This window comes from Ensifer sp. (assembly GCF_035999135.1).
Lineage (GTDB): Bacteria > Pseudomonadota > Alphaproteobacteria > Rhizobiales > Rhizobiaceae > Ensifer.
In genome coordinates, this window is record NZ_DASYGZ010000182.1 from 1 (window position 1) to 26894 (window position 26894).

The 26894-nt window shown below is 63.8% G+C and carries 20 protein-coding genes; 7 read left to right on the forward strand and 13 right to left on the reverse strand.

The features are described 5' to 3' along the window. The first annotated feature begins 295 nt into the window (after positions 1–295). The 6 genes from VGO12_RS23875 to trxA all read left to right on the forward strand — a co-directional run bounded on the left by VGO12_RS23875 (position 296) and on the right by trxA (position 12180). The gene (locus VGO12_RS23875; protein WP_327515220.1) at positions 296–2776 is read left to right on the forward strand and encodes a PAS domain-containing sensor histidine kinase; all 2481 of its coding nucleotides are present in this window, start codon (positions 296–298) and stop codon (positions 2774–2776) included. Further along, the gene (tsaE, locus tag VGO12_RS23880; RefSeq protein WP_327515269.1) at positions 2776–4287 is read left to right on the forward strand and encodes a tRNA (adenosine(37)-N6)-threonylcarbamoyltransferase complex ATPase subunit type 1 TsaE; all 1512 of its coding nucleotides are present in this window, start codon (positions 2776–2778) and stop codon (positions 4285–4287) included. Before VGO12_RS23875 ends, tsaE begins: the two co-directional genes overlap by 1 nt. A gap of 10 nt (positions 4288–4297) precedes the next feature. Further along, positions 4298–5029, forward strand: coding sequence for a nucleotidyltransferase family protein (locus tag VGO12_RS23885; RefSeq protein WP_327515221.1), 732 nt, complete (start codon positions 4298–4300; stop codon positions 5027–5029). 2 nt (positions 5030–5031) lie between these two features. After that, positions 5032–8214, forward strand: a complete 3183-nt coding sequence (gene addB / locus VGO12_RS23890) for a double-strand break repair protein AddB (protein WP_327515222.1) — start codon at positions 5032–5034, stop codon at positions 8212–8214. Further along, the gene (gene addA, locus VGO12_RS23895; protein WP_327515223.1) at positions 8204–11770 is read left to right on the forward strand and encodes a double-strand break repair helicase AddA; all 3567 of its coding nucleotides are present in this window, start codon (positions 8204–8206) and stop codon (positions 11768–11770) included. Before addB ends, addA begins: the two co-directional genes overlap by 11 nt. 86 nt (positions 11771–11856) lie before the next feature. Next, positions 11857–12180: a thioredoxin gene (trxA, locus tag VGO12_RS23900; protein ID WP_034801674.1), complete on the forward strand. Its 324-nt coding sequence runs from the start codon at positions 11857–11859 to the stop codon at positions 12178–12180. Positions 12181–12266: 86 nt separating this feature from the next. Here trxA and VGO12_RS23905 read toward each other — a convergent pair whose 3' ends face one another. The 5 genes from VGO12_RS23905 to VGO12_RS23925 all read right to left on the reverse strand — a co-directional run bounded on the left by VGO12_RS23905 (position 12267) and on the right by VGO12_RS23925 (position 17426). After that, on the reverse strand, positions 12267–13610 hold the full coding sequence (locus VGO12_RS23905) for a folylpolyglutamate synthase/dihydrofolate synthase family protein (RefSeq protein ID WP_327515224.1): 1344 nt from the start codon (positions 13608–13610) through the stop codon (positions 12267–12269). A gap of 115 nt (positions 13611–13725) precedes the next feature. Next, positions 13726–14640 carry an acetyl-CoA carboxylase, carboxyltransferase subunit beta gene (gene accD, locus VGO12_RS23910; protein WP_327515225.1) on the reverse strand — a complete coding sequence of 305 codons (915 nt, stop codon included), beginning with the start codon at positions 14638–14640 and terminating at the stop codon, positions 13726–13728. A 50-nt stretch (positions 14641–14690) separates the two neighbouring features. Beyond that, on the reverse strand, positions 14691–15530 hold the full coding sequence (gene trpA / locus VGO12_RS23915) for a tryptophan synthase subunit alpha (protein WP_327515226.1): 840 nt from the start codon (positions 15528–15530) through the stop codon (positions 14691–14693). Between the two features lie 4 nt (positions 15531–15534). Then, complete coding sequence (gene trpB / locus VGO12_RS23920; RefSeq protein ID WP_327515227.1) at positions 15535–16755, reverse strand: tryptophan synthase subunit beta; 1221 nt, start codon at positions 16753–16755, stop codon at positions 15535–15537. Then, the gene (locus VGO12_RS23925; RefSeq protein WP_327515228.1) at positions 16752–17426 is read right to left on the reverse strand and encodes a phosphoribosylanthranilate isomerase; all 675 of its coding nucleotides are present in this window, start codon (positions 17424–17426) and stop codon (positions 16752–16754) included. The genes trpB and VGO12_RS23925 overlap by 4 nt, the downstream gene beginning before the upstream one ends. Before the next feature lie 224 nt (positions 17427–17650). On the opposite strand from VGO12_RS23925, the gene VGO12_RS23930 reads away from it, so the two are divergent. Further along, positions 17651–17845 (forward strand): YqaE/Pmp3 family membrane protein, encoded by a 195-nt coding sequence (locus tag VGO12_RS23930; RefSeq protein WP_327515229.1) that lies wholly within the window; start codon positions 17651–17653, stop codon positions 17843–17845. Between the two features lie 42 nt (positions 17846–17887). Here the strand turns inward: VGO12_RS23930 and VGO12_RS23935 are convergent, their stop codons facing one another. From VGO12_RS23935 to VGO12_RS23970, 8 genes are all read right to left on the reverse strand, one after another. Then, positions 17888–18640 carry a M48 family metallopeptidase gene (locus VGO12_RS23935; protein WP_327515230.1) on the reverse strand — a complete coding sequence of 251 codons (753 nt, stop codon included), beginning with the start codon at positions 18638–18640 and terminating at the stop codon, positions 17888–17890. Positions 18641–18749: 109 nt separating this feature from the next. Next, positions 18750–19166 (reverse strand): DUF2852 domain-containing protein, encoded by a 417-nt coding sequence (locus VGO12_RS23940; RefSeq protein WP_327515231.1) that lies wholly within the window; start codon positions 19164–19166, stop codon positions 18750–18752. 148 nt (positions 19167–19314) lie between these two features. Next, positions 19315–20589, reverse strand: coding sequence for a polyhydroxyalkanoate depolymerase (gene phaZ / locus VGO12_RS23945; protein WP_327515232.1), 1275 nt, complete (start codon positions 20587–20589; stop codon positions 19315–19317). Positions 20590–20906: 317 nt separating this feature from the next. Next, positions 20907–21929, reverse strand: coding sequence for a zinc-binding alcohol dehydrogenase family protein (locus tag VGO12_RS23950; protein ID WP_327515233.1), 1023 nt, complete (start codon positions 21927–21929; stop codon positions 20907–20909). Between the two features lie 31 nt (positions 21930–21960). Then, entirely contained in the window at positions 21961–22938 is a 978-nt protein-coding gene (locus tag VGO12_RS23955) for an ABC transporter permease (protein ID WP_327515234.1), read from the reverse strand. A 102-nt stretch (positions 22939–23040) separates the two neighbouring features. Beyond that, complete coding sequence (locus tag VGO12_RS23960) at positions 23041–24594, reverse strand: sugar ABC transporter ATP-binding protein (protein WP_327515235.1); 1554 nt, start codon at positions 24592–24594, stop codon at positions 23041–23043. A 92-nt stretch (positions 24595–24686) separates the two neighbouring features. Further along, on the reverse strand, positions 24687–25676 hold the full coding sequence (locus tag VGO12_RS23965; RefSeq protein WP_327515236.1) for an ABC transporter substrate-binding protein: 990 nt from the start codon (positions 25674–25676) through the stop codon (positions 24687–24689). 167 nt (positions 25677–25843) lie between these two features. After that, a complete protein-coding gene (locus VGO12_RS23970; protein WP_327515237.1) occupies positions 25844–26863 on the reverse strand; it encodes an aldo/keto reductase in 1020 nt (339 codons plus the stop codon). Positions 26864–26894: the final 31 nt, after the last annotated feature.

The window sequence follows — 26894 nt, forward strand, 5'->3', positions numbered from 1 at the left end:
GCAATCCACAACATCTTGTGGCCGCGTTCTTGACAAGAGAGCGCGGCCGCTTTTTTGGGCGCCTCCCTTCCCGACGATTCGACGAGGAAGTATGCTCTAACCCATTGATTCGTGATGCCGGTGCGGACCTTGGGCATCGCGAATGGGATGTCTTGTCGAATAGGCGGCAAACAGACGGAGACAGACCGGGGATGCAATCGGAACTGACGCAGGCCCCTGACCAGGGCCTCGATGGACCTGTGCAGGGCGCAACAAGGCCGGCAGCACCTCTCGGACAGACGGGGATGGCAGCGCCATGAACACAGATCAGACAACGTTTCCGGGCACACGCCGCAAGGGCCCGAAGTTCCTGCGCCAGCTCCTCGCCGGCACCGCCCTTTTTGCAGCGACCGATGCGCTTGCGCAGGTCGCTCCGCAGAAGGCCAACATCTTCGGCTCGTCCGAAGTCGTGACCTTTTCCGTGCTGATCGGTGTCATCTCGGCCGCGATGATTTCGGCCATCTGGCTGATCCGCCAGCGCGGCAACATCGAGGCCGAGAACCGGGACCTCCGGTCCGACCTGTCTGACGCCAACCAGCGTCTTTCCCGCTATCAGGCGCTGGTCGCCGACAAGAACCGCCGGATCGTCATCTGGGACGGGCTTGCGGAGCGCGCGGAACTGCTCGGGCAACTGCCGACAGAGACCGGCGCGCCGGCGGATGACCGCGATTTTCTCGCCTTTGGCCGCTGGATCAAGGCGCAGTCCGCCGGCAAACTGGAAAAGGCAATCGACGCCCTTCGTACCCAGGCGCGCAGTTTTGACCTGGTTCTTGAAACCCAGCGCAACGAGGTGCTGGAAGCGCAAGGACGCGTCTCAGGTGGACGCGCCTTTGTGCGCTTCATCGCGCTCAACAACATGCGGGCGGAGCTTGCCGAGCTGAAGCTCGAGCACGACCGGCTCAACTCCGCACTCGTCTCCTTCCGTTCGCTGCTCGACGCGATCGACCTGCCGGTCTGGCAGCGCGGCACCGATGGGGCGCTCACCTGGGTCAACGAGGCCTATGCCGACGCTGTGGAGGCTCCTGACGTGGGCGTCGCCGTCAGCGAGGGGCGCGAGCTGCTCGCCACGGTGGCGCGTGAGAAAATCCGCTCCGTCTCGACCTTCGACACGCCGTTCCGCGACAAGGTTTCGACGGTGGTGCGCGGCAACCGCACCTTCTTCGACGTCGTGGACGCCCGCAGCCGGGCCGGCTCGGCCGGCATCGCCGTCGATGTGTCCGGCATCGAAGCGGTGCGCGAAGAGCTCAACCGCACACTGAAGAGCCATGCCGAGACGCTCGATCACCTCGCGACCCCTGTCGCGATCTTCGACGGCAACCAGCGTCTGCAGTTTTATAACCAGGCCTTCCAGCGGCTCTGGAATCTCGACATCGGCTTCCTCGAGCGCAAGCCCGACAATGGCGAAGTGCTGGATCGCCTGCGGGCCGGTGGCCAGCTGCCGGAGCAACTCAACTGGAAACAATGGAAGGCGAACGCGCTTTCCGTCTACCAGGCGCTCGACACCCAGAGCGACCTCTGGCACCTGCCGAACGGCCAGACGCTGCGCGTCTTTGCCACCGCACGCCCACAGGGCGGCGTGACCTGGGTGTTCGAGAACCTGACCGAGAAAGTCGATCTCGAAACGCGCTACAATACGCTGGTTCAGGTCCAGGGCGAGACCATCGACCATCTGGCCGAAGGCGTGGCCGTGTTCGGGCCCGATGGACGCATCCGTCTGTCAAACCCGGCATTCCGCGCGATCTGGGGCATCAACGAGGCCGAGGCCAAGCCCGGCACGCATATCAAGGCGATCGAGCAGGCCTGCCTGATCTCCTACGACCAGCCGGACGGATGGAAGCGGTTCACCCACATCATCACCAGCTTCGATGACGAGCGCCCCTCGAGCCGCGGCATCCTTGAACTTCGCACCGGGCTGATCCTCGACTACGCCGTCATCCCGCTGCCGAACGCGCAGACGATGCTGACCTTCGTCAACATCACCGACAGTGTCAGGGTCGAGCGTGCGCTGACGGAAAAGAACGAGGCCCTGCGCAAGGCGGACGCCCTGAAAAACGATTTCGTCCACCACGTGTCCTACGAACTGCGCTCGCCGCTGACCAACATCATCGGCTTCGCCGACCTGTTGAAGACACCGGCCTTTGGCGACCTCAACGACAGGCAGGCGGAATATGTCGACCACATCGCCACCTCCTCGTCGCTGCTTCTGACGATCGTCAACGATATCCTCGATCTCGCGACGGTCGACGCCGGCATCGTCCAGCTCGACCTTGCCGACATTAGCCTCACCGACTTCCTCGACGATATCGCCCACCAGATGGCCGACCGGCTGATCGAAAGCGGCGTGACGCTCAGGATCGCAGCACCCGACAATCTCGGCCGCATGGTCGCCGACCAGCAGCGCCTGAAGCAGATCTTCGTCAAGCTCTTGACCAATGCGGCTAACTTCGCGCCGGACGGCAGCGTCATCGATCTCAAGTGCCAGCGCGAGGGCGGGGACTTCATCTTTTCGGTCACCGACAGCGGGCCCGGCATTCCCCAGGATGTGCTCGACACGGTGTTCAACCGCTTCGAAAGCCACGGCCAGCGCGGTGGCGCCGGCCTCGGCCTTTCCATCGTCGAGAGTTTCGTCAGCCTGCACAACGGCACCGTCTCGATCCGCAGCAAGGAAGGCGAAGGCACGGAAGTGACCTGCCGCATTCCTTCGGCGGATGTGCCGACGACCGTTGCGGCCGAATGATGCCGGCGATCGAACGCCATCTTTCGAACGAGGCGGCAACGATCGAACTCGGCGAGGACCTGGCGCTGGCTCTCAAGGCCGGTGACTGCGTGGCCCTTTCAGGCGATCTCGGTGCCGGCAAATCGACCTTTGCCCGCGCCTTTCTGCGGGCGCTGTCCGACGATGACGGGCTGGAAGTGCCAAGCCCGACCTTCACCCTGGTTCAGACCTACGAGCTGCGTATCCCGGTCGCGCATTTCGACCTCTATCGGCTGGCCGATTCCAGCGAACTGGACGAACTCGGTTTCGACGAGGCGCTGTCGCAGGGCATCTGTCTTGTCGAATGGCCGGAACGGGCCGACGACGCCCTGCCCGTCAGCCGCATCACGCTGGCCATACAGCATGAGCAAGACGGTCGGCGCGTCACGATTTCGGGCCCTGAGGACAAACTGCAGCGGATCTCCCGCACGCTCGCGATTCGCGATTTTCTCAACCGGAACGGTTACCCGAACGCGCGCCGCCGTCACTTGAGCGGCGATGCCTCCATCCGCGCCTATGAGCGCATCCACCCTGCCGATGGTTCCGTTAGCCGGATTCTGATGGACTCACCGCGCCACAAGCCAGGTCCGATCCTGGAAGACGGCAAATACTACCAGCAACTCGCGCACATCGCCGAAGATGTCGTCCCCTTCGTCGCGGTCGACCAGCTGCTGCTGGCGCGCGGACTTGCCGCGCCCAAGATTTACGCCAGCGACCTCGCCCAGGGAATCCTGGTGATCGAGGACCTCGGATCCGACGGCATTCTCGATAAGGCCGGGCAACCGATCGACGAGCGTTACGTCGAAAGCGCACGACTGCTTGCGCGACTGCACGCCGAGAGCGCGCCGGGGGAGATCAGCGTCGATCAGGCCATCGTCCACCGCATTCCGGATTTCGACCGCGCGGCGATGAAGATCGAAACCCGGCTCTTGACCGACTGGTACCTGCCCTGGAAACGCGGCGAGCCGGCAAGCGGCGCCGAGAAGCGCGAATTCGGCGAGATCTGGGATGGCCTGATCGATCTTCTCCGGGGCTCCGAGACCAATCTGCTTCTGCGTGATTTCCATTCGCCGAACATCATCTGGCGAGAGGAACGCCAGGGGCTGGACCGGATCGGGCTCATCGATTTCCAGGACGCGATGATCGGCCCGACCGCCTATGACGTGGCCTCACTGATTCAGGATGCCCGCGTCACCATCCCATCTTCATTGTCGAGCCGCATGATGGCGGCCTACCTTGAAGACCGGCGGGCAGACGCCCGCTTTGACGAAGCGACGTTCCTGCGCGACTGGCACCTGATGTCGGCGCAGCGCAACTGCAAGCTTGTCGGCATCTGGGTGCGGCTGATGCAGCGCGACGGAAAGCCCGGCTACATGAAGCACATGCCGCGCACTTTCGCCTATCTTCAGACAGCGCTTTCACATCAATCGCTGAAACCCTTGCACGACTGGTGTATGAAGACCGGAATCCTCGGATCCGAATCAGCGAACTGACAGAGAAGCAATGTCGATCAGCAATGCGATGGTGCTCGCCGCGGGCCTCGGCACCCGGCTGCGGCCAATCACCAACACCATGCCGAAGCCGCTCGTGACGATCGCCGGCAAGCCGATGATCGATTATGTGCTGGACTTGCTGGTTGAGGCAGGTGTGACCCGGGCGGCCGTCAACGTGCATCATTTTGCGGACCGGATGGAGGCGCATCTCGCCCAGAGGCACGCACCGGAGATCCTGATCTCGGACGAGCGCGACGCGCTGATGAATTCCGGCGGCGGCCTGGTCAAGGGGCTGAAACTGCTGCCCGAAGGTCCAGTCCTGGTGATGAACGCGGACCTCTTCTGGGTGGGAGAGAGCGCGGACAAGCCAAGCAATCTGACGCGCCTGGCCGCGGCATTCGATGCGGAGCGCATGGACATGCTGCTGCTATGCGTCCGCGACGAAGACACGACCGGACACAACGGCAAGAAGGATTTTTCGCTCGGCGCAGATGGCAAGCTCACGCGTTACGCTGAAGGCCTGTCAAACCCGGTGGTCTATGCCGGCGCGATTGCACTTCATTCCCGCCTTTTTGCCGATGCGCCCGACGATGCCTTCAACCTCAATATCTACTTTGATCGCGCCGCCGAGAACGGCCGACTCCATGGCTTGCTGCTCGATGGCCACTGGATGACGGTCGGAACGCCTGAAGCGATCGGCGAAGCGGAGGCGGCGATCCGCCGCCACCAGCCGGAGGGATGAGCATGCTCGGCCGCCGGTCCAACGTCTTCACGATCCCGCCCGGCCTCCCCTTCCTGAAGACGCTCGCCGAAAAGCTCTGCGACGGAAGCCTGACACCGGACTTCCGCTACGATGCCGCCGATCCCCTGCCGCTTGCCGGCGTCACGATCTTCGTGCCGACGCGGCGTTCGGCCCGTGTGCTTCGCTCGGAGTTCGTTGATCTGCTCGGTGGCCGCTCCACCATCCTGCCGACGATCAAGGCGCTCGGCGAGACGGACGACGACAGCGGTTTCTTCGATGCCGAAGTGCCGGCTGTCCTCGACCTCGCGCCGCCGCTGCCGGGCACCGCGCGGCTGATCGAGCTTGGCCGGCTCATTCTGGCCTGGCGCAACCGCCTGCCGAAGGTGGTGCTCGACATCCATGCGGAAAGCCCGCTGATCGCGCCTGCCAGCCCGGCCGACGCGATCTGGCTCGCGCGCAACCTTTCCGACCTCATCGACGCGATGGAGACGGAAGAGCTCGACTGGGACAAGCTCGACAGGCTCGACGCCGGCGAGCATGCGCTCTGGTGGCAGCTGACGCTCGAATTCCTGAAGATCGCCCGCACCTACTGGCCGGAACGTCTCGAGGAACTCAAGCAATCCTCGCCCGCCCGCCACCGGAACGCCATCCTCCAGGCCGAGACGCAGCGCATCGCGCTCGGCAAGATCGAAGGACCGATCATCATTGCCGGCTCGACCGGCTCCATCCCCGCGACGGCCGCCCTGATCGCCGCCGTGCAGAAGCTTCACAACGGCACGATCGTGCTGCCCGGGCTCGACCAGACGATGAGCGATACCGAGTGGGACATGATCGTCGCCGACACGGCGCTCGAGGCCAGACCCGATCCGGCAAGCCGCAGCCATCCGCAATACGGCTTTTATCGGCTCTTGAAGCGCATGGCGGTCCTTCGCCGCGACGTGGTTGCGCTTTCCGACGCCAAGGCTGACCTCGACTTCCGCGCCGAAATCCTGTCGCACGCCCTGTTGCCGGCGAAGGCGACCGATGCCTGGACCGAAATGCGCGGCAACCTTAATCGCGACGGATTGCAGGCCGCATTCGGCGACGCCGCCCTCATCGAAACCGCCAACGAACGCGAGGAGGCGGCGGCGATCGCCGTTGCCCTGCGGCTGGCGCTCGAGGGCGACGAGGACAGCCAGGCGGCCCTGATCACGCCCGACCGGAACCTTGCAAGACGGGTTGCAGTCGAGCTTGTGCGCTTCGGCATCGAGGCCGACGATTCCGCCGGCACACCCCTGTCGTCGACGCCACAGGGCAGTTTCATGCGCCTTCTGCTGGAAGCAAGCCTCCGGCCCGGCGATCCCGTTGCCCTGGTCGCGCTGCTGAAACATCCGCAGGCGCGCTTCGGACTTTCCCGTGACGCGATGCGTCGGGGCGCGGATGCGCTTGAACGCATGGCACTGCGCGGGAGCACTGCGACCGTCGATATCCTTGCGCTCGCGCCCCTCATCGACGCGGCGATCGTCCAGCACAAGGCGGATCGCCACCCGCCTGAGTGGCGATCCGGCATCGACGAGGACGATCTCGGTGCGGCACGCGATCTCGCGGAGAAAATCAGCGTCGCAGTGGCGCCGCTGGCCTCGGCACTAACGCGCAGCAAGGACGGCAGCCGCCTCTTCTCGGAGGAATTCACCTTCGCCGACTGGGCGACGCGCACCGGCCAGGCGCTGGAAGCTGCCTCAGCCGATGAACGCGGCGACCTCGGCGGCCTGTGGTCCGGCGAGGCCGCCGATACGCTCGCGACGCTGCTTCGCGGCATCATCGAGACCGACGGACAAATGACCGCGGACGGTCCGCAATGGTGCGACGTGATCGAGGCACTGGCCGCAAGTTCCGCCGTCAAGCCGCGCTCCATGCGCCACCCACGCGTTTTCATCTTCGGCGCGCTGGAATCGCGCCTGCAGAGCATGGATCTGGTGGTGCTTGGCGGCATGAACGAGGGCAACTGGCCGGGCCAGACCGCCAACGACCCGTTCCTGTCGCGCACGATGAAGACCGGCATCGGGCTCGAGCCGCCCGAACGGCGGATCGGCCAGCTTGCGCATGACTTCCAGATGGCGTGCGGCACGCGGCGACTGATCTTCACCCGCTCCATGCGCCAGGGTTCGGCCCCCACCGTCGCTTCGCGCTGGCTGCAGCGGCTGCTGGCGCTCGGAGGCGACGGTCTGGCCGAAGCTTTGCGCGCGAATGGCGCAGACTACCTTGCCTGGGCCCGCATGCTTGACGACGGCGGCCGCCAACCGCTCGCCGAGCGCCCCGCCCCCAAGTCGCCGGCCGACCTGCAGCCGCGCAAGTACTCCTTCAGCGAGGTCTCCCGGCTCCGGCGCGATCCCTACGCCATTTACGCCCGGCGCATTCTTCGCCTGCACCCGCTGCTCCCCTTCAACGCCGATCCGGGTGCAGCTGAACGCGGCACGCTCTACCACGCGATCGTCGAACGTTTCGTCCGCGGAGGAGTCGACGTCCTGTCGCCCGCCGCCGAGGAGACCATGAACCGGCTCTTGAACGAGGCCTTCGACGAAGCACGCCTGCCTGTTCATATCGACACGATCTGGCGTCCGCGTTTCGCTGCTGTCGGCAGCGCCTTCATCGAATGGGAGCGCGAGCGGAAACGTTGGCTCAGACACTCACGCACCGAAGTCGCCGCCTCGATGGAACTCGGCGTCGCCGACATGCGGTTGACCGGCATTGCCGACCGGCTCGACACCCTGACCGACGGCAGCGTCGAGATCATCGACTACAAGACCGGTTCCAGCCCCTCGGTCAGGGAAGCGCGCGTACTGCTTGACCCGCAACTCGCCCTGGAAGCGGCCGCCCTGAAGGCGGGCGCCTTCAAGGGCGTGCCGCCAAGCCACCCGCATTCGCTTCTCTATGTGAGGCTCAAGCCCGGCGCGCGCTTCAAGTCGGAGGCAGTCAACAACGAGGGCAGCAAATCCAAGGAGACCAAGTCCGCCGAACAGCTTGCCGACGAGTCGCTTGGCGAACTCAGAAAGCTGCTGAGCGCCCTGCTCTCGGGCAAGCATGGTTTCGCCTCCCGGCTGATTGTCCAGAAGGAGCGCGACTACGGCGGCGAATACGACCACCTGGCACGGGTCGCCGAATGGTCGACAGCCGACAACGACGAGGAGGACGGCGATGAGGGATGACAGCCTCGGCCCGATCGAGACCACGCCGCAGGCCTGGCTCGACTGGACGTCTCGCCGGCAATCGCTCGCCTCCGACCCTCAGCGTTCCGCCTGGGTTTCGGCCAATGCCGGTTCCGGCAAGACGCACGTGCTGACCCAGCGTGTCATCCGGCTGCTTTTGGCCGGCTGCCGCCCCTCGGCCATTCTCTGCCTGACTTACACCAAGGCAGCGGCATCTGAAATGTCGAACCGCGTCTTCGAGCGGCTGGCGGAATGGGTGACGCTCGACGACCAGGCGCTCGAAAAGCGGATCGAGACCATCGAGGGCGAGCGGCCGTCGCTGTTCAAGTTGCAGGAAGCCCGACGCCTGTTTGCCCGGGCGCTCGAGACGCCGGGCGGCCTGAAGATCCAGACGATCCATGCTTTTTGCGAAGCGTTGCTGCACCAGTTTCCGCTGGAAGCGAATGTCGCCGGGCACTTCTCTGTTCTCGACGACCGCGCCGCGGCCGTGCTTCTCGCCGATGCGCGCCGGCTGTTGCTGACCGCGGCCGCCGCCAAGGACGATCCGGAACTGACGCATGCCTTTGTGAGCGTGCTCGACCTTGCCGATGATACCGGACTGGAAAAGCTGCTGGCGGCAATCGTTGCGAACCGGACCTCCATCCAGACCTTTCTGCAACATGCGTCTGCCCATGGCGGGACCGAAGCCGAGCTGCGCCGGGCGCTGAAGCTGGCGCCTTATGAAAGCGCCGACAGTGCGATGGCTGACGTGTGGCCGCTTGCGGGGCTGAATGGTGCTGCGCTCGAGCGCTACTTCTCTCTGGCAAAGAGCGCCGGAGGGAGCAAGGTTCTGGAGTTTTCGGAGGGTTTGCGCGCCGTCTCCCGACCGATGGATCTCAAGGCCCGCTACGATGGTCTCAGACATCTGTTCTTTACCGGCACCGGCAAACCCCGCGCGCAATCCGCCTTCCTGAACAAGGCCATGCAGACGGCGGCACCCGACCTTGTGGATCTGGTTGACGAGGCCTATCGCCATGTCGTCGCCTGCATCGACCGCGTCAGCATTCTGAAAATGTTCGAAGCGACGCTTGCGGCCCTGACGCTCGCTGAGCGGCTGAACGCCGACTACGAGGAACTCAAGCGACGGCGCAGCCAGCTCGATTTCGAAGACCTGATCAACCGCACCGCCGCGCTCTTTGCCCGCGGCGACGTCAGTGCCTGGGTGCACTACAAGCTCGACCAGGGCATCGACCATATTCTCGTCGACGAGGCCCAGGATACCAGCCCGACGCAGTGGACGATCATCCAGGCGCTCGCCGCCGACTTCTTTTCCGGCGAAAGCGCCCGCGGCACGGAGCGGACGATGTTTGCGGTCGGCGACGAGAAGCAGTCGATCTATTCGTTTCAGGGTGCGCGGCCGGAACGGTTTTCGCGCGAGAGCATCGAGACCGAGCGACGGGTGCGCGACGGCGGCAAGGCCTTCGAGCCGATCCGGCTGCAGCTCTCCTTCCGCTCGACCGTCGACGTGCTTTCGGCCGTCGACGCGGTCTTTGCAAACCCTGTGCATGCGCGGGGCCTCAGCGCCCTGAACGAACCGGTCGTGCATGCCTCGAACCGAATCGGCCACCCGGGCGCCGTCGATATCTGGGATGTGCTTGCCGCCGAGCCGGCCGATACCGACGAGGAATGGACGGCGGCCTTTGACGCCACGCCCGAGAGTGCACCGGTCAATATCCTCGCCCGCCGGATCGCCGGTACGCTTGAGAGCTGGATCGGCAAGGAAACAATCGTCGAGAAGGGCCGCCGCCGGGCCATGCGGCCCGGAGACGTGATCGTGCTGGTGCGCAAGCGGGATGCCTTCGTCAACGCGCTGACCCGGGCGCTGAAGCGCCGCGGCAATATTCCGGTCGCAGGTGCCGACCGCCTGGTGCTGACCAAGCATATCGCCATCCAGGACCTGTTGGCCCTCGGCCGCTTCGTGCTGTTGCCGCAGGACGATCTGTCCCTGGCGGCCCTGATGAAGTGCCCGCTGTTCAACCTTGGCGAGGACGCGCTGTTCGAGCTGGCGGCCCGCCGCCGCGACGGCGAGAGCCTCTGGCAGCGGTTGCAGGACGCAGCCGCCGACGAGATCCTGTTTCATTCGACGGCGCGAACACTGAAATCCTATATCGCGCTCGCCAGTCAGCTCGCGCCACATGATTTTTATGCCCGCGTGCTCGGCGTTCATGGTGGCCGGGCGGCCTTCCTGGCGCGACTCGGCAGCGAAGTCAGCGATATTCTCGACGAGTTCCTGACCTTCGCGCTCGACCAGGAACGAAGCGGCCTGCCCGGTCTGCAGGCCTTCGTCTCGACGCTGGAAATGGAAGCGCCGACGGTCAAGCGAGAGCAGGACAAGGAGCGCGACGAGGTTCGGGTCATGACCGTCCATGCGGCCAAGGGGCTTGAAGCGCCCGTCGTCTTCCTTGTCGACGGTGGCGGTGCGCCGTTCAGCAACCAGCATGTTCCCGCCTTGCGTTTTCTCGAGTTGGCCGAGCGCGACGGCACCCTCCTGTCTCTTCCAGTGTGGCGTGCGCCGGGTTCGGAATCGAATTCGCGTGTCACTGCCGACAACGAGCGGCTGAAGACGCTCGCCGAGGAAGAATATCGCCGGCTGCTCTATGTCGGCATGACCCGTGCCGCCGACCGCCTGATTGTCTGCGGCTACCGGGGTCAGCGAGCGGTCGCCGATACGTGGCACGCCATGGTTCAGGCGAGCCTTTCTCAGGACGAGAAGGGCCGCGGCCACGCGGCAATGTTCCGAGCGGGCAGCGAGGAATGGGGCGGCCACGCCTGGCGCGAGACCCATGTCGATCGCGATATCCCTTTGAGCGAGGCGACATCGGCGGACCACACTCGTTCGGCCGCCGGATTGCCAAAGGCGCTCTCGACGCCGCTACCGCCGCAAAAACGCCTGCCGCGACCGCTGAGCCCCTCCGGCGTCGGCATCGCCGTCGACGAGGACGAGGGCGAGGTGCTGGTCGCATCGGCACTGTTTTCCGAGAAGGCTCCCGCCAACCTCTCGATGCTGCGCGGCGCTATCCTGCATCGCCTGCTGCAGGTCCTGCCGTCGATATCAGCCGATGAACGCCGCGCGGCGGCCGAACGCTACCTGGCCCGCTCCGTTCCGCGCTGGTCGGACGCCGAGCGAGCGGCACTGATCGACGGCGTCGAAACCGTGCTCGACCACCCCGATCTCATCGCGCTGTTTTCCAAGGGCAGCCGCGCGGAGGTGTCCGTCATGGGCACGCTCACGCTTGGAAAACGCGATCACGCCGTCTCCGGTCGCATCGACCGCCTTTCGGCCGGCAATGGTGTCGTGACGATCGCCGATTTCAAGACCAACCGGCACGTCCCCACCACGCCGGACACGGTGCCGTTCGCCTACAGGGCCCAGCTTGCCATCTATCGCGAGCTGTTGCGGCCACTTTATCCCGACCATCGGTTCCGCTGCGTGCTGATCTTCACCGAAGGACCGGCCATCCTTGTCGTTGACGACGAAGCGCTCGACAGGAGCCTTGAAGACCTCGCGACAAAGTGAGATACCGGATATTGAAAATCCAGCCTGTCCCCCTCACATGAGACACAACATCTGGATACTCCCATTCCGAACGCAAGGAGCAGCCTATGGCTACTGTAAAAGTCGATACGTCCAATTTTCAGCAGGAAGTCCTGAACTCCGCCGAGCCGGTGGTTGTCGATTTCTGGGCCGAATGGTGCGGCCCGTGCAAAATGATCGCTCCGAGCCTCGAGGAAATCTCGAACGAGCTCGCCGGCAAGGTCAAGGTCGCCAAGCTCAACATCGACGAGAACCCGGAACTGGCCGCGCAGTACGGCGTGCGCTCGATCCCGACGCTCGCCATGTTCAAGGCCGGCGAAGTGGCTGACATCAAGGTCGGTGCTGCGCCGAAGACGGCTCTCTCCTCGTGGATTTCCACGGCGGTCGCGTGAAGCAGATCTGCTGAAATGCAAAAAGCCCGGCATGCCGGGCTTTTTTGTTGCCTTCAAACCGGCCATTCAGGGGGCCGGCTCGCCGATCACTTCGGCGGCGTGCCGTTGTCGGCCAGAACGTCGCCGACCAGATAGAGCGAGCCGCCGATCAGGATGCGCGGCGGCACCGGATCCTCGTCGACCAGGTTGGCAATGACCGTCAGCGCCTCGGCGACCGAGGAGACGGCCGAGGTTTCGAAGCCGACGGCCGCAGCGTCGCTTGCAAGCGCGACCGGATCGAGCCCGGCGTCCGATGCCCGGATCGGCACGGTGAACACCTGTTCAGCGAGATCGTGGAAGGCCCGGAAGTAACCGACCGGGTCCTTGGTGTTGATCATGCCGATGATCAGGAACAAGGGGCGCGACTCGCGCTCCTCGAAGGTCGCCATCGCTTCGGCAATCACCTGGCCGGCGCCTGGATTGTGGCCGCCATCGACCCAGATTTCCGCGTCGACGGGACCATAATGTGTGAGCTTGCCGCTGGTCAGACGCTGCAGACGCCCTGGCCACTCGACGCGGGCGAGCCCGGTCTCGATCGCCGCGTCCGACACGTCGAAGCCGGCGGCACGAACGGCGCGGATTGCCGCTGCGGCGTTGGCATACTGATGACGTCCCGGCAGCCTTGGCAGCGGCAGATCGGCAAGCCCGGCCTCGTCCTGATAGACGAGCCGGCCAAATTCTTCATGCGCCATGAAATCCTGCCCGTAGACGAAGGTCGGGCATCCCAGCCGTTCAGCCGTCGAGATCAGCACGTCGCGCGCCGTCTCTTCCTCCTGCTGGCCGATCACCACGGGGCAGCCACGCTTCATGATGCCGGCCTTTTCGGCGGCGATCAGTTCCACCCGGTCGCCGAGATAGGCCTGATGGTCGAGCGAGATCGGCATGATGACGGAGACGGCCGGGCGGGCCATCACGTTGGTGGCGTCGAAGCGTCCCCCAAGGCCGACCTCGATGATCGCCACGTCGGCCGGATGCTCGGCAAAGAGCACGAAAGTAACGGCGGTCAGGATCTCGAAAACGGTAATCTTCTCGCCGCCATTGGCTTCCGCCACACGGCGCACCGCGTCGGCGAGAACCGCATCGCTGACGAGCTTGCCCCTGCCGCCCTTGACGCCGAGACGGTAACGCTCGTGCCAGTTGACGAGGTGCGGCGAGGTATGGACGTGGACGCTGAGGCCGGCAGCCTCGAGGATCGCGCGGGAAAAGGCGGTGGCCGAGCCCTTGCCGTTGGTACCGGCGACATGGATCACCGGCGGCAGGCGGTCCTGCGGATTGCCAAGCGCTGCGAGAAGCCGGGTGATCCGGTCGAGCGACAGGTCGAACCCTTTCGGGTGCAGCGCGAGGAGTTTTTCGATCTCGTAGCCTGCTTCGCTGGCTTCCACCGCTGTCATCTCACCCGCCCCGCGCCGATCGAATGCATCACTCTTTCCGCCTGGGCCCCAGCGCGGAAATGTTCAGTCTGCCTTGTCACGCACCTGTCTTCGCCGACCGGTGCGCGAAAACCCGTTAGGCGCTTGCCGCAACCGGAAGCGCTGCAGGCTGCGTGCCGCCGTTGAGCTTGGAGGCTTCCGCCGGCTTCTTCATCAGGATCTTCAGGACCCGGGCAAGCGTCGAGGGAATGTCATGGCGCTTCACCACCATGTCGACCATGCCATGCTCCAGAAGGTACTCCGACGTCTGGAAGCCTTCCGGCAACTTTTCGCGCAGCGTCTGCTCGATCACGCGCTTGCCGGCAAAGCCGATTTCGGCTCCCGGCTCAGCCATGTGGATGTCGCCGAGCATCGCGTAGGATGCCGTGACGCCACCGGTGGTCGGGTTGGTGAGCACGACGATGTAAGGAAGGCCGGCTTCCTTCAGCATGTTGACGGCAACCGTGGTGCGCGGCAGCTGCATCAGTGACAGGATGCCTTCCTGCATGCGGGCGCCACCCGAAGCCGGGAAGATCACCAGCGGGCACTTCTCGGCGATCGCCTTTTCGAAAGCCTTGATGATCGCTTCGCCTGCGGCCATGCCGAGCGAGCCACCGATGAAGTTGAACTCGTGCACGACGGCGACGAGCTTCACGCCCTGAACGCGGCCGAGACCGGCAACGATCGTATCCTCGAGCTCGGTCTTGACGCGGCTATCGCGAAGGCGGTCGGCATACTTCTTGGAATCGCGGAACTTCAGCGGATCCTGGGCAACCTTCGGCTGCGGCAGCGCTTCGAAAATGCCGCCGTCGAACAGGTCCTTCAACCGCGCCTTGGCCGGCATCTTCATGTGGAAGCCGGACTGCGGGATGACCCACTTGTTTTCCTCGAGATCGCGATGGAACACCATCTCGCCCGTTTCCGGGCACTTGATCCAGAGGTTTTCCGGGACTTCCCGGCGGCCCAGCATCGAATTGATCTTCGGCCGAACGTAGTTTGTGATCCAGTTCACTTAGTAACTCCTGAAGATTTCCTTCGGGTTGTGCGCGCTAATATAGGCAATTATTCGGCTGCTGCGAGGCGTGCGGACCGCACGCCTGCCGAGAGCCCTCTGACCAGCGCTTCGACACCCGGAACCGTCGCATCGGTCGCCTTTCCCTCTTCGGTGAGGCTCGACGCGATCTGGTTGACGATCGCCGTTCCGACGACCACGCCATCGGCGGATGCACCGATGGCTCTTGCATGTTCCGCCGTCTTGACGCCGAAACCGACGCAGACCGGCAGAGACGTGTGCGCCTTGATACGCGCGACGGCGCCGCCAATCAACGACGGATCGGGCAGAGCCGAGCCGGTGATGCCGTTCATCGACACGTAATAGACGAAACCGGAGGTGTTTTCGAGCACCTTCGGCAGGCGACGGTCATCCGTCGTCGGCGTTGCCAGGCGAATGAAGTTGATGCCCTTTTCGAGCGCCGGGATGCAGAGCTCGTCATCCATCTCGGGTGGCAGATCGACGACGATGAGGCCGTCGATGCCGACAGCCAGAGCGTCCGTCAGAAAGCGGTCGACGCCATAGATGTAGATCGGATTGTAATAGCCCATCAGCACGATCGGCGTGCGCTGGTCGTCCTCGCGGAAGCGGCGGGCGATCTCCAGCGTCTTTTCGAGCGTCTGGCCGCCCTTCAGCGAGCGCTGACCGGCGAGCTGGATCGCCGGGCCATCGGCCATCGGGTCCGAGAACGGCATGCCGAGCTCGATGACGTCGGCGCCGGCCTTCGGCAGCGCCTTCATGATCGACACCGATGTCTCGAAATCCGGATCGCCGCCCATGAAATAGGTGACGAGGACCGGACGTCCTTCGGCCGCAACATCGGCAAAACGCTTGTCCATGCGTGCGGTCATGATCTTACTGCCCCATTCCCAGCAATTTGCCGACGGTGAAGATGTCCTTGTCGCCACGGCCGGACAGGTTCATCAGGATGATCTCGTCCTTGCCCATCTTCGGCGCGCGCTTGATGACCTCGGCGAGCGCATGCGACGGCTCGAGCGCCGGGATGATGCCTTCAAGCCGTGTCAGCGTCTGGAAGGCTTCGAGCGCCTCGTGGTCCATGATCGGTACGTATTCGACGCGGCCGACATCGTTCAGCCAGGCGTGCTCCGGGCCGATGCCGGGATAGTCCAGGCCGGCCGAAATCGAGTGGCCTTCCTTGATCTGGCCGTCGCCATCCTGCAGCAGATAGGTGCGGTTGCCGTGCAAGACGCCCGGCGAGCCGGCGGTGATCGAGGCGCAATGCTCGTCGCCGTCGATACCCTTGCCGCCGGCTTCGACGCCGACGATCTTGACGCTCTTGTCGTCAAGGAAGGGATGGAAGATGCCGATCGCGTTCGAGCCACCGCCGACGGCGGCAATGACGAGATCGGGAAGCCTGCCTTCGGCGGCCAGCATCTGTTCCTTGGCTTCCTGGCCGATGACGGCCTGGAAGTCGCGGACCATTTCCGGATAGGGATGCGGACCGGCGGCCGTGCCGATCAGATAGTAGGTGTTGTCGACATTGGTGACCCAGTCGCGCAGCGCCTCGTTCATGGCGTCCTTGAGCGTGCCGCTGCCGGCGGTCACCGGCTTGACCTCGGCACCGAGCAGCTTCATGCGGAAGACGTTCGGCGCCTGGCGCTCGACATCGGTCGCGCCCATGTAGACGACGCAGGGCAGGCCGAAGCGGGCGGCGACGGTCGCCGACGCCACACCGTGCTGGCCCGCGCCGGTTTCGGCGATGATGCGGGTCTTGCCCATGCGCTTGGCGAGCAGGATCTGGCCGATGCAATTGTTGATCTTGTGAGAACCGGTGTGGTTCAGCTCTTCGCGCTTGAAGTAGATCTTGGCGCCGCCAAGTTCGGCAGTCAGCCGTTCGGCGAAATAGAGCGGGCTCGGCCGGCCGATGTAGTGGGCGCCGAGATGTTCCAGTTCCGCCTTGAAGGCAGGGTCGTTCTTGGCGTTGTCCCACTCGTTCTGCAGGTCGAGGATCAGCGGCATCAGGGTTTCGGCGACGAAGCGGCCACCGAAGATGCCGAAACGACCGTCTTCATCCGGGCCACCCCGGAAGGAATTCAACTTTGGCGCCTGGTTCACGTCCTGCTCCCTGACCGTGGCATGCCCGCCTCCGCCTGGCGAACGGCATTGAAAAACGATTCCATGAGCTTCAGATCCTTGACGCCCGGCGCGCTCTCGACGCCGGAGGAGATATCGATGGCGCGGGCGCGGGTCTGCGCCATGGCCTCGCCGATGTTGTCGGCGTTGAGACCCCCGGAAAGCATGTAATCGACGCTTCCGTCAAGCGCATCGAGCAGCTTCCAGTCAAAGGAAACGCCGTTGCCGCCGGGCAAATCCGACCCTGCCGGGGCCTTGGCGTCGAACAGGAAGCGATCGGCGATACCGATATAGGCGTCGATCTTGTCGAAATCGGCAGCTTCCCGGACCGAAAAAACCTTCATGACCGGAAGGCCGTACATCGCCTTGACCGTCAGCAGCCGTTCCGGGCTTTCGCCGCCGTGCAGCTGCAGGATATCGGGATTGAGTGCCGAGACGATCTCATCGAGTTCGTCGTTGTCGGCATTCACCGTGACGGCAACGATCTTCGCTTGGCCACGGATCCGGTCTGCCAGACGGCCGGCGTCGTCGGGCTCGATGTTCCTCGGGCTCTTCGGGAAAAAGATGAAGCCGGTATGCGACGCGCCAAGCGCGACCGCGCGCTCCAACGCTTCCGCGGTCTTCAGCCCGCATATCTTCACTTCGGTTTTCATGAGAAGCGACCTTGCATGAAATGTCACGGGAGTCGAGCCAAAAACCGACGCGCAACGCCACTGCCAACGCCCTCAGATGCGGTTCGGCGCGGCGCTGTGAAAGACCCCGCCAGGACATCCGCCACCCACTTGCGGATGCGGCCGGCACAACGACTGGGCGGGTACTGGCCCTTGTTCCGCGCTCCGGCTTTCACCATATGCATTTTACCACAACGGAGACACATATGCGCCTTTTGCTCGCGCTTATCCTGCCCTGGCTGCAGTTTTTCACCATCGGCCGCCCCTTTGCCGGCCTCATCTGCCTGATCCTGCAGCTGACCCTGATCGGCTGGGTACCGGCCGCAATCTGGTCGGTCTATGCACTGAGCCAGTACAAGACCGACGAGAAGATCCGCGACGCCATGCGTGTTCGCGGCTAAGGGCATCTCCTCTTGGCGGCTGGCGACGGGATCGGCGCTGGTTCAGTCGAAATCGATCGCGTGCAGCATGGTGCCATTGCGGCGCAGCCAGCGTTTGGCATCCTCGGTGTCAGGGCAGAGCCGCGCGCACAGCGCCCAGAAATCCGGTCCGTGGTTCATCTCTTCGAGATGCGCAACTTCATGCGCCGCCAAGTAGGCAATGACCTTCGGCGGCGCCATGACGATGCGCCAGGAGAAACTGAGAGCGCCATCGGCCGAGCAGGATCCCCAGCGGCTGCGCGTATCCTTGAGCGAGAGCGACTTCGCGCGCCGACCGATACGGCCGGTGTAGATCGCCACCAGCCGATCGAGATCCTGTCGCGCTTCCTTCTTCAGGAAATCGACGATGCGTCGGTTGAGATGTTCCTCCCCACCACCGACACGAAGGACCGGCTCGTCGTCGACGATCACCGCTTCGGTTATCCCACGGATCTTGCCGGTGCGCTCGATGCGATGCGAAACGCCGCGGATCAGGAGCGAGCCACCTTCCTCGATCTCGCTATCGCCGGAAAAGCGGGCAAGCTTGGTCATCAGCCAGCCCTGATGACGGTTGAGAAAGGCATTGACTTCGCGCTCGGGAAGGCCCTGCGGCACCGTCATCTTCAGGGCCCGGCCGCCAGGCTCGATGCGCAATGTCATGCGGGTCGCGCGCGCATTCTGCTTGATCGTCAGCGGCAGGGATTTGCCGGCAACGACGATCTGCCGCGTCTGTGCGGGTGGAGCAGGTTGGATGCGCCGCTTGAAGGAAGGGAACATGCAGGCTTTCTAACCGATTCGCTGGGCCTTCGCCTACAGCGCCGTAAGGCGCGAACAAGATAATCCGGCGTTTCATGTGAAACGCCGGAAGCATTTTTCTTCAGGATCGTTACGCTTCGACAATCGGGCCGGAGCCGCCGTTCTTGCGGTCGCGCATGAAGCGGTCGAACTCTTCCTGGTCCTTGGCACGGCGAAGCTCGCGCGCATAGGCATCGAATTCCTCGCGCATTTCATCGAGCTTGCGGCGCTCCTCGTCGAGACGGGCGAGCTCGGCTTCGCGCCAGTCGTCGAAGGCGACGTTGCCGGTGCGATGCGTCCAGTTGGAGCGGCGTCCGCCGCGCTTGAACGCCGAGCACATGCCGTCCACCGTCTCGTTCGCGTCCTTCTTGAAAGTCTTCAGCTTTTCACCGAACAGGATGTAGGCGAGCATGGCCAGGCCGAGCGGCCAGAAGACCACGAAGCCAAGCACCATCAGGGCGATGGTCGCGGGCGTCCAATCCGGACGGATCATTGCAGATTGGTTCATCTTCAGGATTCCTCGCAATCATCCGGGCCGCCCATGCGACCCGATGAAAACGATGTGGGAAGGCGGCGTTGTCTGTACAAGACGCCCTCCCCCGGAATCGGACAAACCCTTGACTCTGCGCGGTCAAAACGCCCCGGTCGTGCGAGGATCAGGCCGACTTGCCGCCCTTGATGAGCTGCTTCACCGGCTTGGCATGGCGCGAATGCTCGCGTTGGAAGGCGACGATGCGCGGCGCGATCTCGCGGCGGAAACGCGATCCGTTGAAGACGCCGTAGTGGCCGACATCCGGCTGCATGTAGTGCAGGCGCATATGGTCGGGGATGTTGGTGCAGATCGTCTGCGCCGCCTGGGTCTGGCCGACGCCGGAGATATCGTCGTTCTCGCCTTCGACCGTCAAAAGGGCGACCTTCCTGATGGCGGTCGTATCGACACGGCGGCCACGGTGCATCATCTCGCCCTTCGGCAGCGCGTGCTGCATGAACACCACCTGCACGGTCTGCAGATAGAATTCCGCCGTCAGGTCCATGACGGCGAGATATTCGTCATAGAAGTCGCGGTGCTTTTCGGCAGCATCCCCGTCGTTCTTCACCAGATGGGCAAAGAACTCCTTGTGGGCGATCAGATGGCGGTCGAGGTTCATCGACATGAAACCCGAGAGCTGCAGGAAGCCCGGATAGACCATGCGCATGAAACCGGGCTGCGGCCACGGCACCGGCATGATGACATTGTCGCGGAACCATTCGATCGACCGCTCTTCGGCGAGCTGGTTGACGCCGGTCGGATTGATACGGGTGTCGATCGGCCCGCCCATCAGGGTCATCGAGGACGGCGACAGCGGATCATCGGCCGCTTCCATCAGGGCGACGGCGGCCAGCACCGGCACCGCCGGCTGACAGACGCCGATCACGTGGGTGTCGGGCCCGAGGAAGTGCAGCATCTGAATGACGTAGTCGATATAGTCGTCGAGGTCGAAGGTGCCTTCGCTCAGCGGCACCACGCGGGCGTCGATCCAGTCGGTGATGTAGATGTCGGAATGCGGCAGCAACGCCTCGACGGTGCCGCGCAGCAGCGTCGCATAGTGGCCGGACATCGGCGCGACGACCAGTACTTTCGGGTCGGCCGCACGGCCCTTTGGCAGGGCGCGCTCGAAATGAATGAGATTGCAGAAGGGCTCGCGCCAGACGATCCGCTCCTGAACGGCGACGGGCTGCCCGTCGATCAGCGTTTCGGGAAGCCCGAACTCCGGCTTGCCATAGCGGCGCGTCGAGCGCTCGAAGACTTCGAGGCCGGCAGCAGCCGCGCGCCCAAAGTAGGTGTGCGAGACGGGATTCATCGGATTGCTGAAGGCAAGCCGCATGGCGTCAGCCGCCGTGCGCCACGGCGCCATCATTGCGTGGTTCAGTTCATAGAGCTGGTAGAACATGGGAAGCGTACCCCTTGGTTCAATCAACGACAACGCCGCTCCCGGTCGGACGCAAGCTTGCGATTGTTTGTCTTGGTGTCCGCAATCGCTGCAAGACTACCATGTTTCTTGTGCATCGCAACAAATATACCCGTTTCATCGCGATGCAAGGCCTCGGCCCAGCATGGGCCGGGTTTCCTGACGATTTGCAAACGAGCTTGTGCCAAACTGGCCGAGTTTCGCTATTTCGCCGCGAAACGAGGGTGTTCCGGCACTTTTGCGGTTGTTTTCCCGACGATGGCGGCATGGTGCTTCTGTCGCAATGCAACAACGAACCGTCACGCGCCAACGATCCTGACGACGGCCTTGACCAGGCCCGCCTTCTCCTGCGCCCATCGCGGCAGATCGTGCACCACGCCATCGATCGTGGTGCGATGAGTGATCAGCGCCTCGATCGGCACGTGACCGGCCCGCAGGGAAGCCACGACGTGGTCGAAATCCTCGCGCGTCGCGTTGCGGCTGCCGATGAGCGTCATTTCACGCTTGTGAAACTCCGGATCGGAAAAGCGGATCTCGTCCTTAACGACACTGACGAAAACCAGCGTACCGCCGTGGGCCACATGGGCAAAGGCCGCCGTCATCGAGCCCGCATGGCCGGTGGCGTCGAAGACCACGTCAAAGCCGTCCCCGCCCGTCGCCACGGCAATGCGTGCTGCGACATCCGCATCCACAACGACGCCACCAGCGAACCCGAGTTTGTCCGCAGCAAAGTCCAGCCGCTCGGCACTCGTATCGGCAAGCCTGACTTCATGGCCGGCGATGCGTGCGAAAATCGCCGTGCCAAGGCCGATCGGGCCCGCCCCGATGACCAGCGCCCGCGCGCCCGCACCGGTCGACGCGCGCCGCACGGCGTGCGCGCCGATCGCCAAGAATTCCACGGTCGCCGCCGCCTCCGGCGACAGATCCTGCACGGGGTAAAGGTTGCTCTCGGGGACCAGGACCTCCTCGCAGAAGGCGCCATCGGTATGTACGCCCAGGACCTTGATCGCCGTGCAGCAATTGGGCTTGCCCTTTCGGCACGCAATGCACGCGCCGCAGGAAAGATAGGGATTGACCACCACCGGCGTTCCCCGTGGGATTGACGTTCCCCGCCCCCCGGCAACGACAGTCGCGGAGATTTCGTGCCCCATGACCCGCGGATATTCGAGGAACGGGTGCTTGCCCTCAAAGATATGGTAGTCGGTGCCGCAGATGCCGACATGGCTGACAGCGAGGCGAACCCAGCCGTCCGCTATGGCTTCGATGGGCGCGCGGTCGACGATCTCCAGCCGACCGGGTTGCGGGCAGAGCACGGCTTTCATGGCAATTCTCACGAATGGCGGCAGCGGCGCCCTAACGGGCGCTGCGGCGGCGAAGTTGGTCGAAGTAGACGATGACGATGATCAGCACCCCGGTGATGATGCGCTGCCAGAACGAGTTGACGTTCAAGAGATTGGCGCCGTTGTTGATCGTCGCGAGGATGAAGGCGCCGAGCAGCGGCCCGTGCACCGAGCCGACCGCACCGAACAGGCTGGTGCCGCCGATGACAGACGAGGCGATCGCCTGCAATTCCCAGCCTTCCGCTTGCGTGGCGTTGCCGATGCCGATGCGCGAGGCGAGCAGCAGTCCGACGAAAGCGGCGCAGGTCGAAGACAGGATATAGGCCAGATAGATGGTGCGATGGACGTTGACGCCGGAAAGGCGCGCCGCCTCGCTGTTGGAGCCGACGGCGAAGAGGTACCGGCCGAAACGGCTTAAGTGCAGGAAGACATAGGCCGGGATCGCCACCACGATCACCATCCAGAACAGGCTTGGCACGCCGAGGAAATCGGCGCGCGAGAAGTTGGTGAAAGCCTCGTTGGTGATCGAGATCGTCGAACCGTTGGTAATCAGAAGCCCTATGCCGCGCAGCGACGTGAGGGTCGCCAGCGTGATGATGAAGGGCGGCAGTCCCATGCGCACGATTCCGAAGGCGTGGAAGGCGCCGATCAGCACGCCGAAGGCGAGCGTGAGGATGATGGCGGCCCAGAGCGGCACGCCGGCGGCCAGCAGCCAGGCGACGATGACGCTGGTGAAGCCGACCACGGCGCCCACGGAAAGGTCGATGCCTGCGGTGATGATCACGAAGGTCTGGCCGACGGCGAGGATGGCCGTCATCGCGCCCTGTCGCAGCAGGTTGCTGATGTTGTTCGGCGTCCAGAAGCTGTTGGTCGCAAACCCCAGGAGCAGCCAGAGAAACAGAAGCAGCCCCAGGAGCGTGAGTCCAAACAGGATGCTCACGCCCTTCCTTGGCGCAGCACCCGCACCGCTCTCAACCGTTTCCGCACTCATCGCCTTCCTCCCTGCGTCCCTCAAATGTCCTGGAGCGGTATAGGGGCGGATAACCGTCCGCACCTTTCCGCATCCCGCCCGTCCTGATCCTGCTCCCGGCGTTCAAACGCCGATTGCCTGCGTCAGCACTTCCTCGTGGCTTGCGGCGCGATAGTCGTGGCTGGCCACCAGTTGCCCGCGCCGGAAGACGTGCAGACGGTCGGCGAGTTCGTAGACTTCAGGCAGATAGGAGGAGATCAGGATGATGCCCGCCCCCTTCTCCAGCAGCCGCGCGAACAGACGGTAGATTTCCGCCTTGGTCCCGACATCGACGCCAACGGTCGGCTCGTCGAAGATGAACAGCTTGGCGCCATGGCTCAGCCACTTGCCGATGACGATCTTCTGCTGGTTGCCGCCGGACATGGCCGACGCCAGCACCCGGCGCGACGGGGTCTTGATCTTCAGGTCGCGGATCTGCCGGTCGGCATTCTCGCGCTCCTGCTGGCCGTTGATCGTCAACCCACGTGTCAGTCGGTTGAAGACCGGCAGGTTGATGTTGAGGCCGATCGGCAGGTTGAGGCAGAGGCCCTGGTCACGCCGGCTTTCCGGCGCAAGCGCGATGCCGAGATCCATTGCGGTGCGCTCGCTGGCAATATCCACCTTGCGTCCCTGCCAGTAGATCTCGCCTGCCGTCGGCCGGTGCCGGCCATAGAGACCGAGGGCGAACTCGCTGCGCCCTGCTCCGATCAAGCCGTAGAGGCCGACGATCTCGCCGGCACGCACGCTCAGCGACACGTCCTGAAATCCCGGTCCGCTCAGCTTTCGCGTTTCGACGATCACTTCGCCGGCCGGAAAATGTTCCTTGTGGTAGATCTGCTCGATCGTGCGGTTGATCATCAAGGCGATCAGTTCGGCCTCGTTGGTCTCGCCGATCCCGCGCGTCCCGACATGGGTGCCGTCCCGCAGCACCGAAACCCGATCGGCTAGCTCGAAGACTTCCTCCATGCGGTGACTGATATAGACGATGGTCACGCCTTCGGCCTGGAGTCTCCGGATCAGCCGGAAGAGCTGCGCCGATTCCTGACGCGTCAGGTAGGCGGTCGGCTCGTCGAAGATCAGGAACTGGGTTCCGCGCATCGCCGCGCGCGCGGTGGCGACCAGTTGCTGCTGGCCGATGGTCAGGCTGCCGAGAACGGCGCCGGCCGGAAGATTGAAGCCGAGATCGTCGAGCACGCGCTGCGCCGCGTCGGTCATCGTGCGCTTGCGCATCAAGCCATTGCTGCTGATCTCGTCGCCGAGAAACATATTGGCCGCCACTGTCAGATGGGCGCAAAGCACCACCTCCTGGTGCACCGCATTGATACCGCGCTCGATCGCCTCGTGCGGCGTACCGAGTTGCACGGGTTTGCCGCACCAGAAGATTTCGCCCGACGTGCGCTTGATGACACCGGTCAGGAGCTTGATCAGCGTCGACTTGCCAGCACCATTCTCGCCGACGATCGCATGAATCTCACCGGAGAGAAACGTCAGCGAAGCCGGCTTCAGCGCCTCGACGGCACCGTATTTCTTCTGCAGGGCGCGCAGTTCCAGGATCGGCTCGCCCTTGGGAACAGGATGGCGCGTCGCCACATGCAGCCCTTCGGTCCTGACATCGCGTGCCTCATGCAACTCGGTCATCTGCGCATTCCTCCCATGGCAGAGATCGCTTGCGACCGGCCTCGTTCCGATCGCAAGCGACGCAGCGGACTAAAAGCCCGCCGCGGTCGTCGTCACTTGACCTTCGGGTTCAAGAGAGCGTCGATCTTCGGGTCGGCCATGTTGGCCTTGGTCACCAGATTGGCGCCGGTATCGACATTCGCCTCGACCTTTTCCTTCTTCGAGACAGCGAGCGCCGTCTTCACGCCATCATAGCCCATCCGATAGGGATCCTGAACGACGAGACCAGCCAGAACGCCTTCCTTGAGGAAACCGACCGTCTTGTCGTCGCTGTCGAAGCCGATCACCTTGATCTTGTCGCCGAGCTTGTTTTCGGCGATCGCCTGGCCGACACCCTGCGCCATGATCAGGTTCGACGCAAACACGCCGACGAGGTTCGGATTGGCGGTGATCAGGTCGGTCATGATGTTGAGGCCGGTGGTCGCCTGACCGTCGGCATATTTATCCACGACGACCTTGAAGCCCGGATACTTGGTCTTGACCTGATCGAGGAAACCTTCGCGGCGCTGGTCGAGCGAACCGACGCCCGGGAGGCTTGTGATGATGGCGATTTCGCCCTCTTCCTTGCCGGTCATTTCCTTCACCGCCGCCGCGAGGCCATCGGCAGCGATGCGGCCGCCCTGGACGTTGTCGGTGGTCAGGAACGACGAGAAGGCCTTGGAGTCGGCGCCGGAGTCGATGCCGATGATCGGAACGGCCTTGGCAGCCTCATCGATCGGCTTGCCGAGCGCCTTGAATTCCGTCGGCGAGATGACGACGGCGGCCGGAGCTCCAGCGACCGCATTCTCGAGAATGCTGATCTGGCCGTTGATATCGGACTCGGATTGGGCGCCGAGTTCCGGTACATTGACGCCGAGATCCTTGCCGGCGGCGCGGGCGCCGGCGAGCACGATCTGCCAGTAGAAGGACGTGGTGTCCTTGACGATGATCGGGATCGTCACGTCCTGCGCGAAGGATGCGACCGGCGTCATGCCGGCGATCATTGCCGCACTTGCAAGAGCGGTGAAGGCACGACGGGTAAGGCTGCTTTTCAGAATGCTCATCCCAGGTTTCTCCTCTTAGTGCACCCTGTTCCGCTTCTTGCAGATCGATCGCTGGTGCTGGCTCATCGACCTTTTATCGATAAAAAACATATTGGAATGCTAATACGACAATTCCGGCTTGGCAAGCCGCACCGGAAGCATTTCAGGGCGCCTCGCGGCACCCCGGATCAGACCCGAACCGGCGCGTCGCCAAGCTCGGGTGCAACCAGCGTGTAAGGGTCAAACGCGGCCAAATCGTCAGCCGAAAACCGGTGCCCGGCGAGCGCCATGTTGCGGTTCAGGCTCTCGGGCTTGGCAGTCCCGAGGAGAACGGAGGCGACCAGCGGACTGGAAAGCGGAAACTGCATCGCCGGGGCCGCAAGCGGCACATTCATCGTGCGCGCGACCTCTTGCATCGCGCCGACCTTCTGCCTGACCTCTGCAGTTGCGGGCATGTAGTCGAAGTGCGCGCCTTCGACCGGACCTGTTGCCAGGATGCCGGAATTGAAGACACCGCCGGCAACGAGCGATGTTCCTCTTTTCTCGCAAAGCGGCAGCAGTTCGGCGACGGCCGAACGGTCAAGCAGCGTGTAGCGGCCGGCCAGCAGGATGCAGTCGAGATCAGCCCGGTTCAAAACCTCCAGGCAAACAGGAACTTCGTTCACGCCAAGACCGTAGGCGGAGATCGCGCCTGCCGATTTCAGTTCCGCCAGCGCCTTCAGGCCACCCTCCAGCAATTGCCGGAGATAGACGGCGTTGCGGGCAGCGCCATGGGTGTAGACGCCGATGTCGTGCACATAGAGGATATCGATGCGGTTGAGCCCGAGTCGGGCGTAGCTGAACTCGACGGAGCGCATGATGCCGTCATAGCTGTAGTCGTAGGCAACGTCGAAGTTGAGCGGCTTCACATAGGAGTAATCGGGCACCTTGTCTTCCGGCACCGGATAGAGGAGCCGCCCGACCTTGGTCGACAACACGAATGCGTCGCGCGGCTTGTCCCGCAGGAAATCGCCGACACGGCGCTCGGCAAGGCCGAGGCCATAAAAGGGTGCGACGTCGAAATAGCGCATGCCCGCCTGCCAAGCGGCATCGAGCGTCGCCAGCGCCGCATCGCGGGTGCATTCCCGGTAAAGCCCGCCAAGGCCCGCGGCGCCGAAGCTGTATTCGGTCACCGACAGTCCGGTTCGGCCGATCCGTCTCGTCTGCATTCCCTGTTCTCCTCCTCCAAGGATGCCAGTC

Bases quoted from the DNA above. Each gene is read 5' to 3' on its own strand.
- VGO12_RS23875 (WP_327515220.1), top strand. From the start codon at position 296: ATGAACACAGATCAGACAACGTTTCCGGGCACACGCCGCAAGGGCCCG.
- tsaE (WP_327515269.1), top strand. From the start codon at position 2,776: ATGCCGGCGATCGAACGCCATCTTTCGAACGAGGCGGCAACGATCGAA.
- VGO12_RS23885 (WP_327515221.1), top strand. From the start codon at position 4,298: ATGTCGATCAGCAATGCGATGGTGCTCGCCGCGGGCCTCGGCACCCGG.
- addB (WP_327515222.1), top strand. From the start codon at position 5,032: ATGCTCGGCCGCCGGTCCAACGTCTTCACGATCCCGCCCGGCCTCCCC.
- addA (WP_327515223.1), top strand. From the start codon at position 8,204: ATGAGGGATGACAGCCTCGGCCCGATCGAGACCACGCCGCAGGCCTGG.
- trxA (WP_034801674.1), top strand. From the start codon at position 11,857: ATGGCTACTGTAAAAGTCGATACGTCCAATTTTCAGCAGGAAGTCCTG.
- VGO12_RS23905 (WP_327515224.1), bottom strand. From the start codon at position 13,610: ATGACAGCGGTGGAAGCCAGCGAAGCAGGCTACGAGATCGAAAAACTC.
- trpA (WP_327515226.1), bottom strand. From the start codon at position 15,530: ATGACCGCACGCATGGACAAGCGTTTTGCCGATGTTGCGGCCGAAGGA.
- VGO12_RS23925 (WP_327515228.1), bottom strand. From the start codon at position 17,426: ATGAAAACCGAAGTGAAGATATGCGGGCTGAAGACCGCGGAAGCGTTG.
- VGO12_RS23930 (WP_327515229.1), top strand. From the start codon at position 17,651: ATGCGCCTTTTGCTCGCGCTTATCCTGCCCTGGCTGCAGTTTTTCACC.
- VGO12_RS23935 (WP_327515230.1), bottom strand. From the start codon at position 18,640: ATGTTCCCTTCCTTCAAGCGGCGCATCCAACCTGCTCCACCCGCACAG.
- VGO12_RS23940 (WP_327515231.1), bottom strand. From the start codon at position 19,166: ATGAACCAATCTGCAATGATCCGTCCGGATTGGACGCCCGCGACCATC.
- phaZ (WP_327515232.1), bottom strand. From the start codon at position 20,589: ATGTTCTACCAGCTCTATGAACTGAACCACGCAATGATGGCGCCGTGG.
- VGO12_RS23950 (WP_327515233.1), bottom strand. From the start codon at position 21,929: ATGAAAGCCGTGCTCTGCCCGCAACCCGGTCGGCTGGAGATCGTCGAC.
- VGO12_RS23955 (WP_327515234.1), bottom strand. From the start codon at position 22,938: ATGAGTGCGGAAACGGTTGAGAGCGGTGCGGGTGCTGCGCCAAGGAAG.
- VGO12_RS23960 (WP_327515235.1), bottom strand. From the start codon at position 24,594: ATGACCGAGTTGCATGAGGCACGCGATGTCAGGACCGAAGGGCTGCAT.
- VGO12_RS23965 (WP_327515236.1), bottom strand. From the start codon at position 25,676: ATGAGCATTCTGAAAAGCAGCCTTACCCGTCGTGCCTTCACCGCTCTT.
- VGO12_RS23970 (WP_327515237.1), bottom strand. From the start codon at position 26,863: ATGCAGACGAGACGGATCGGCCGAACCGGACTGTCGGTGACCGAATAC.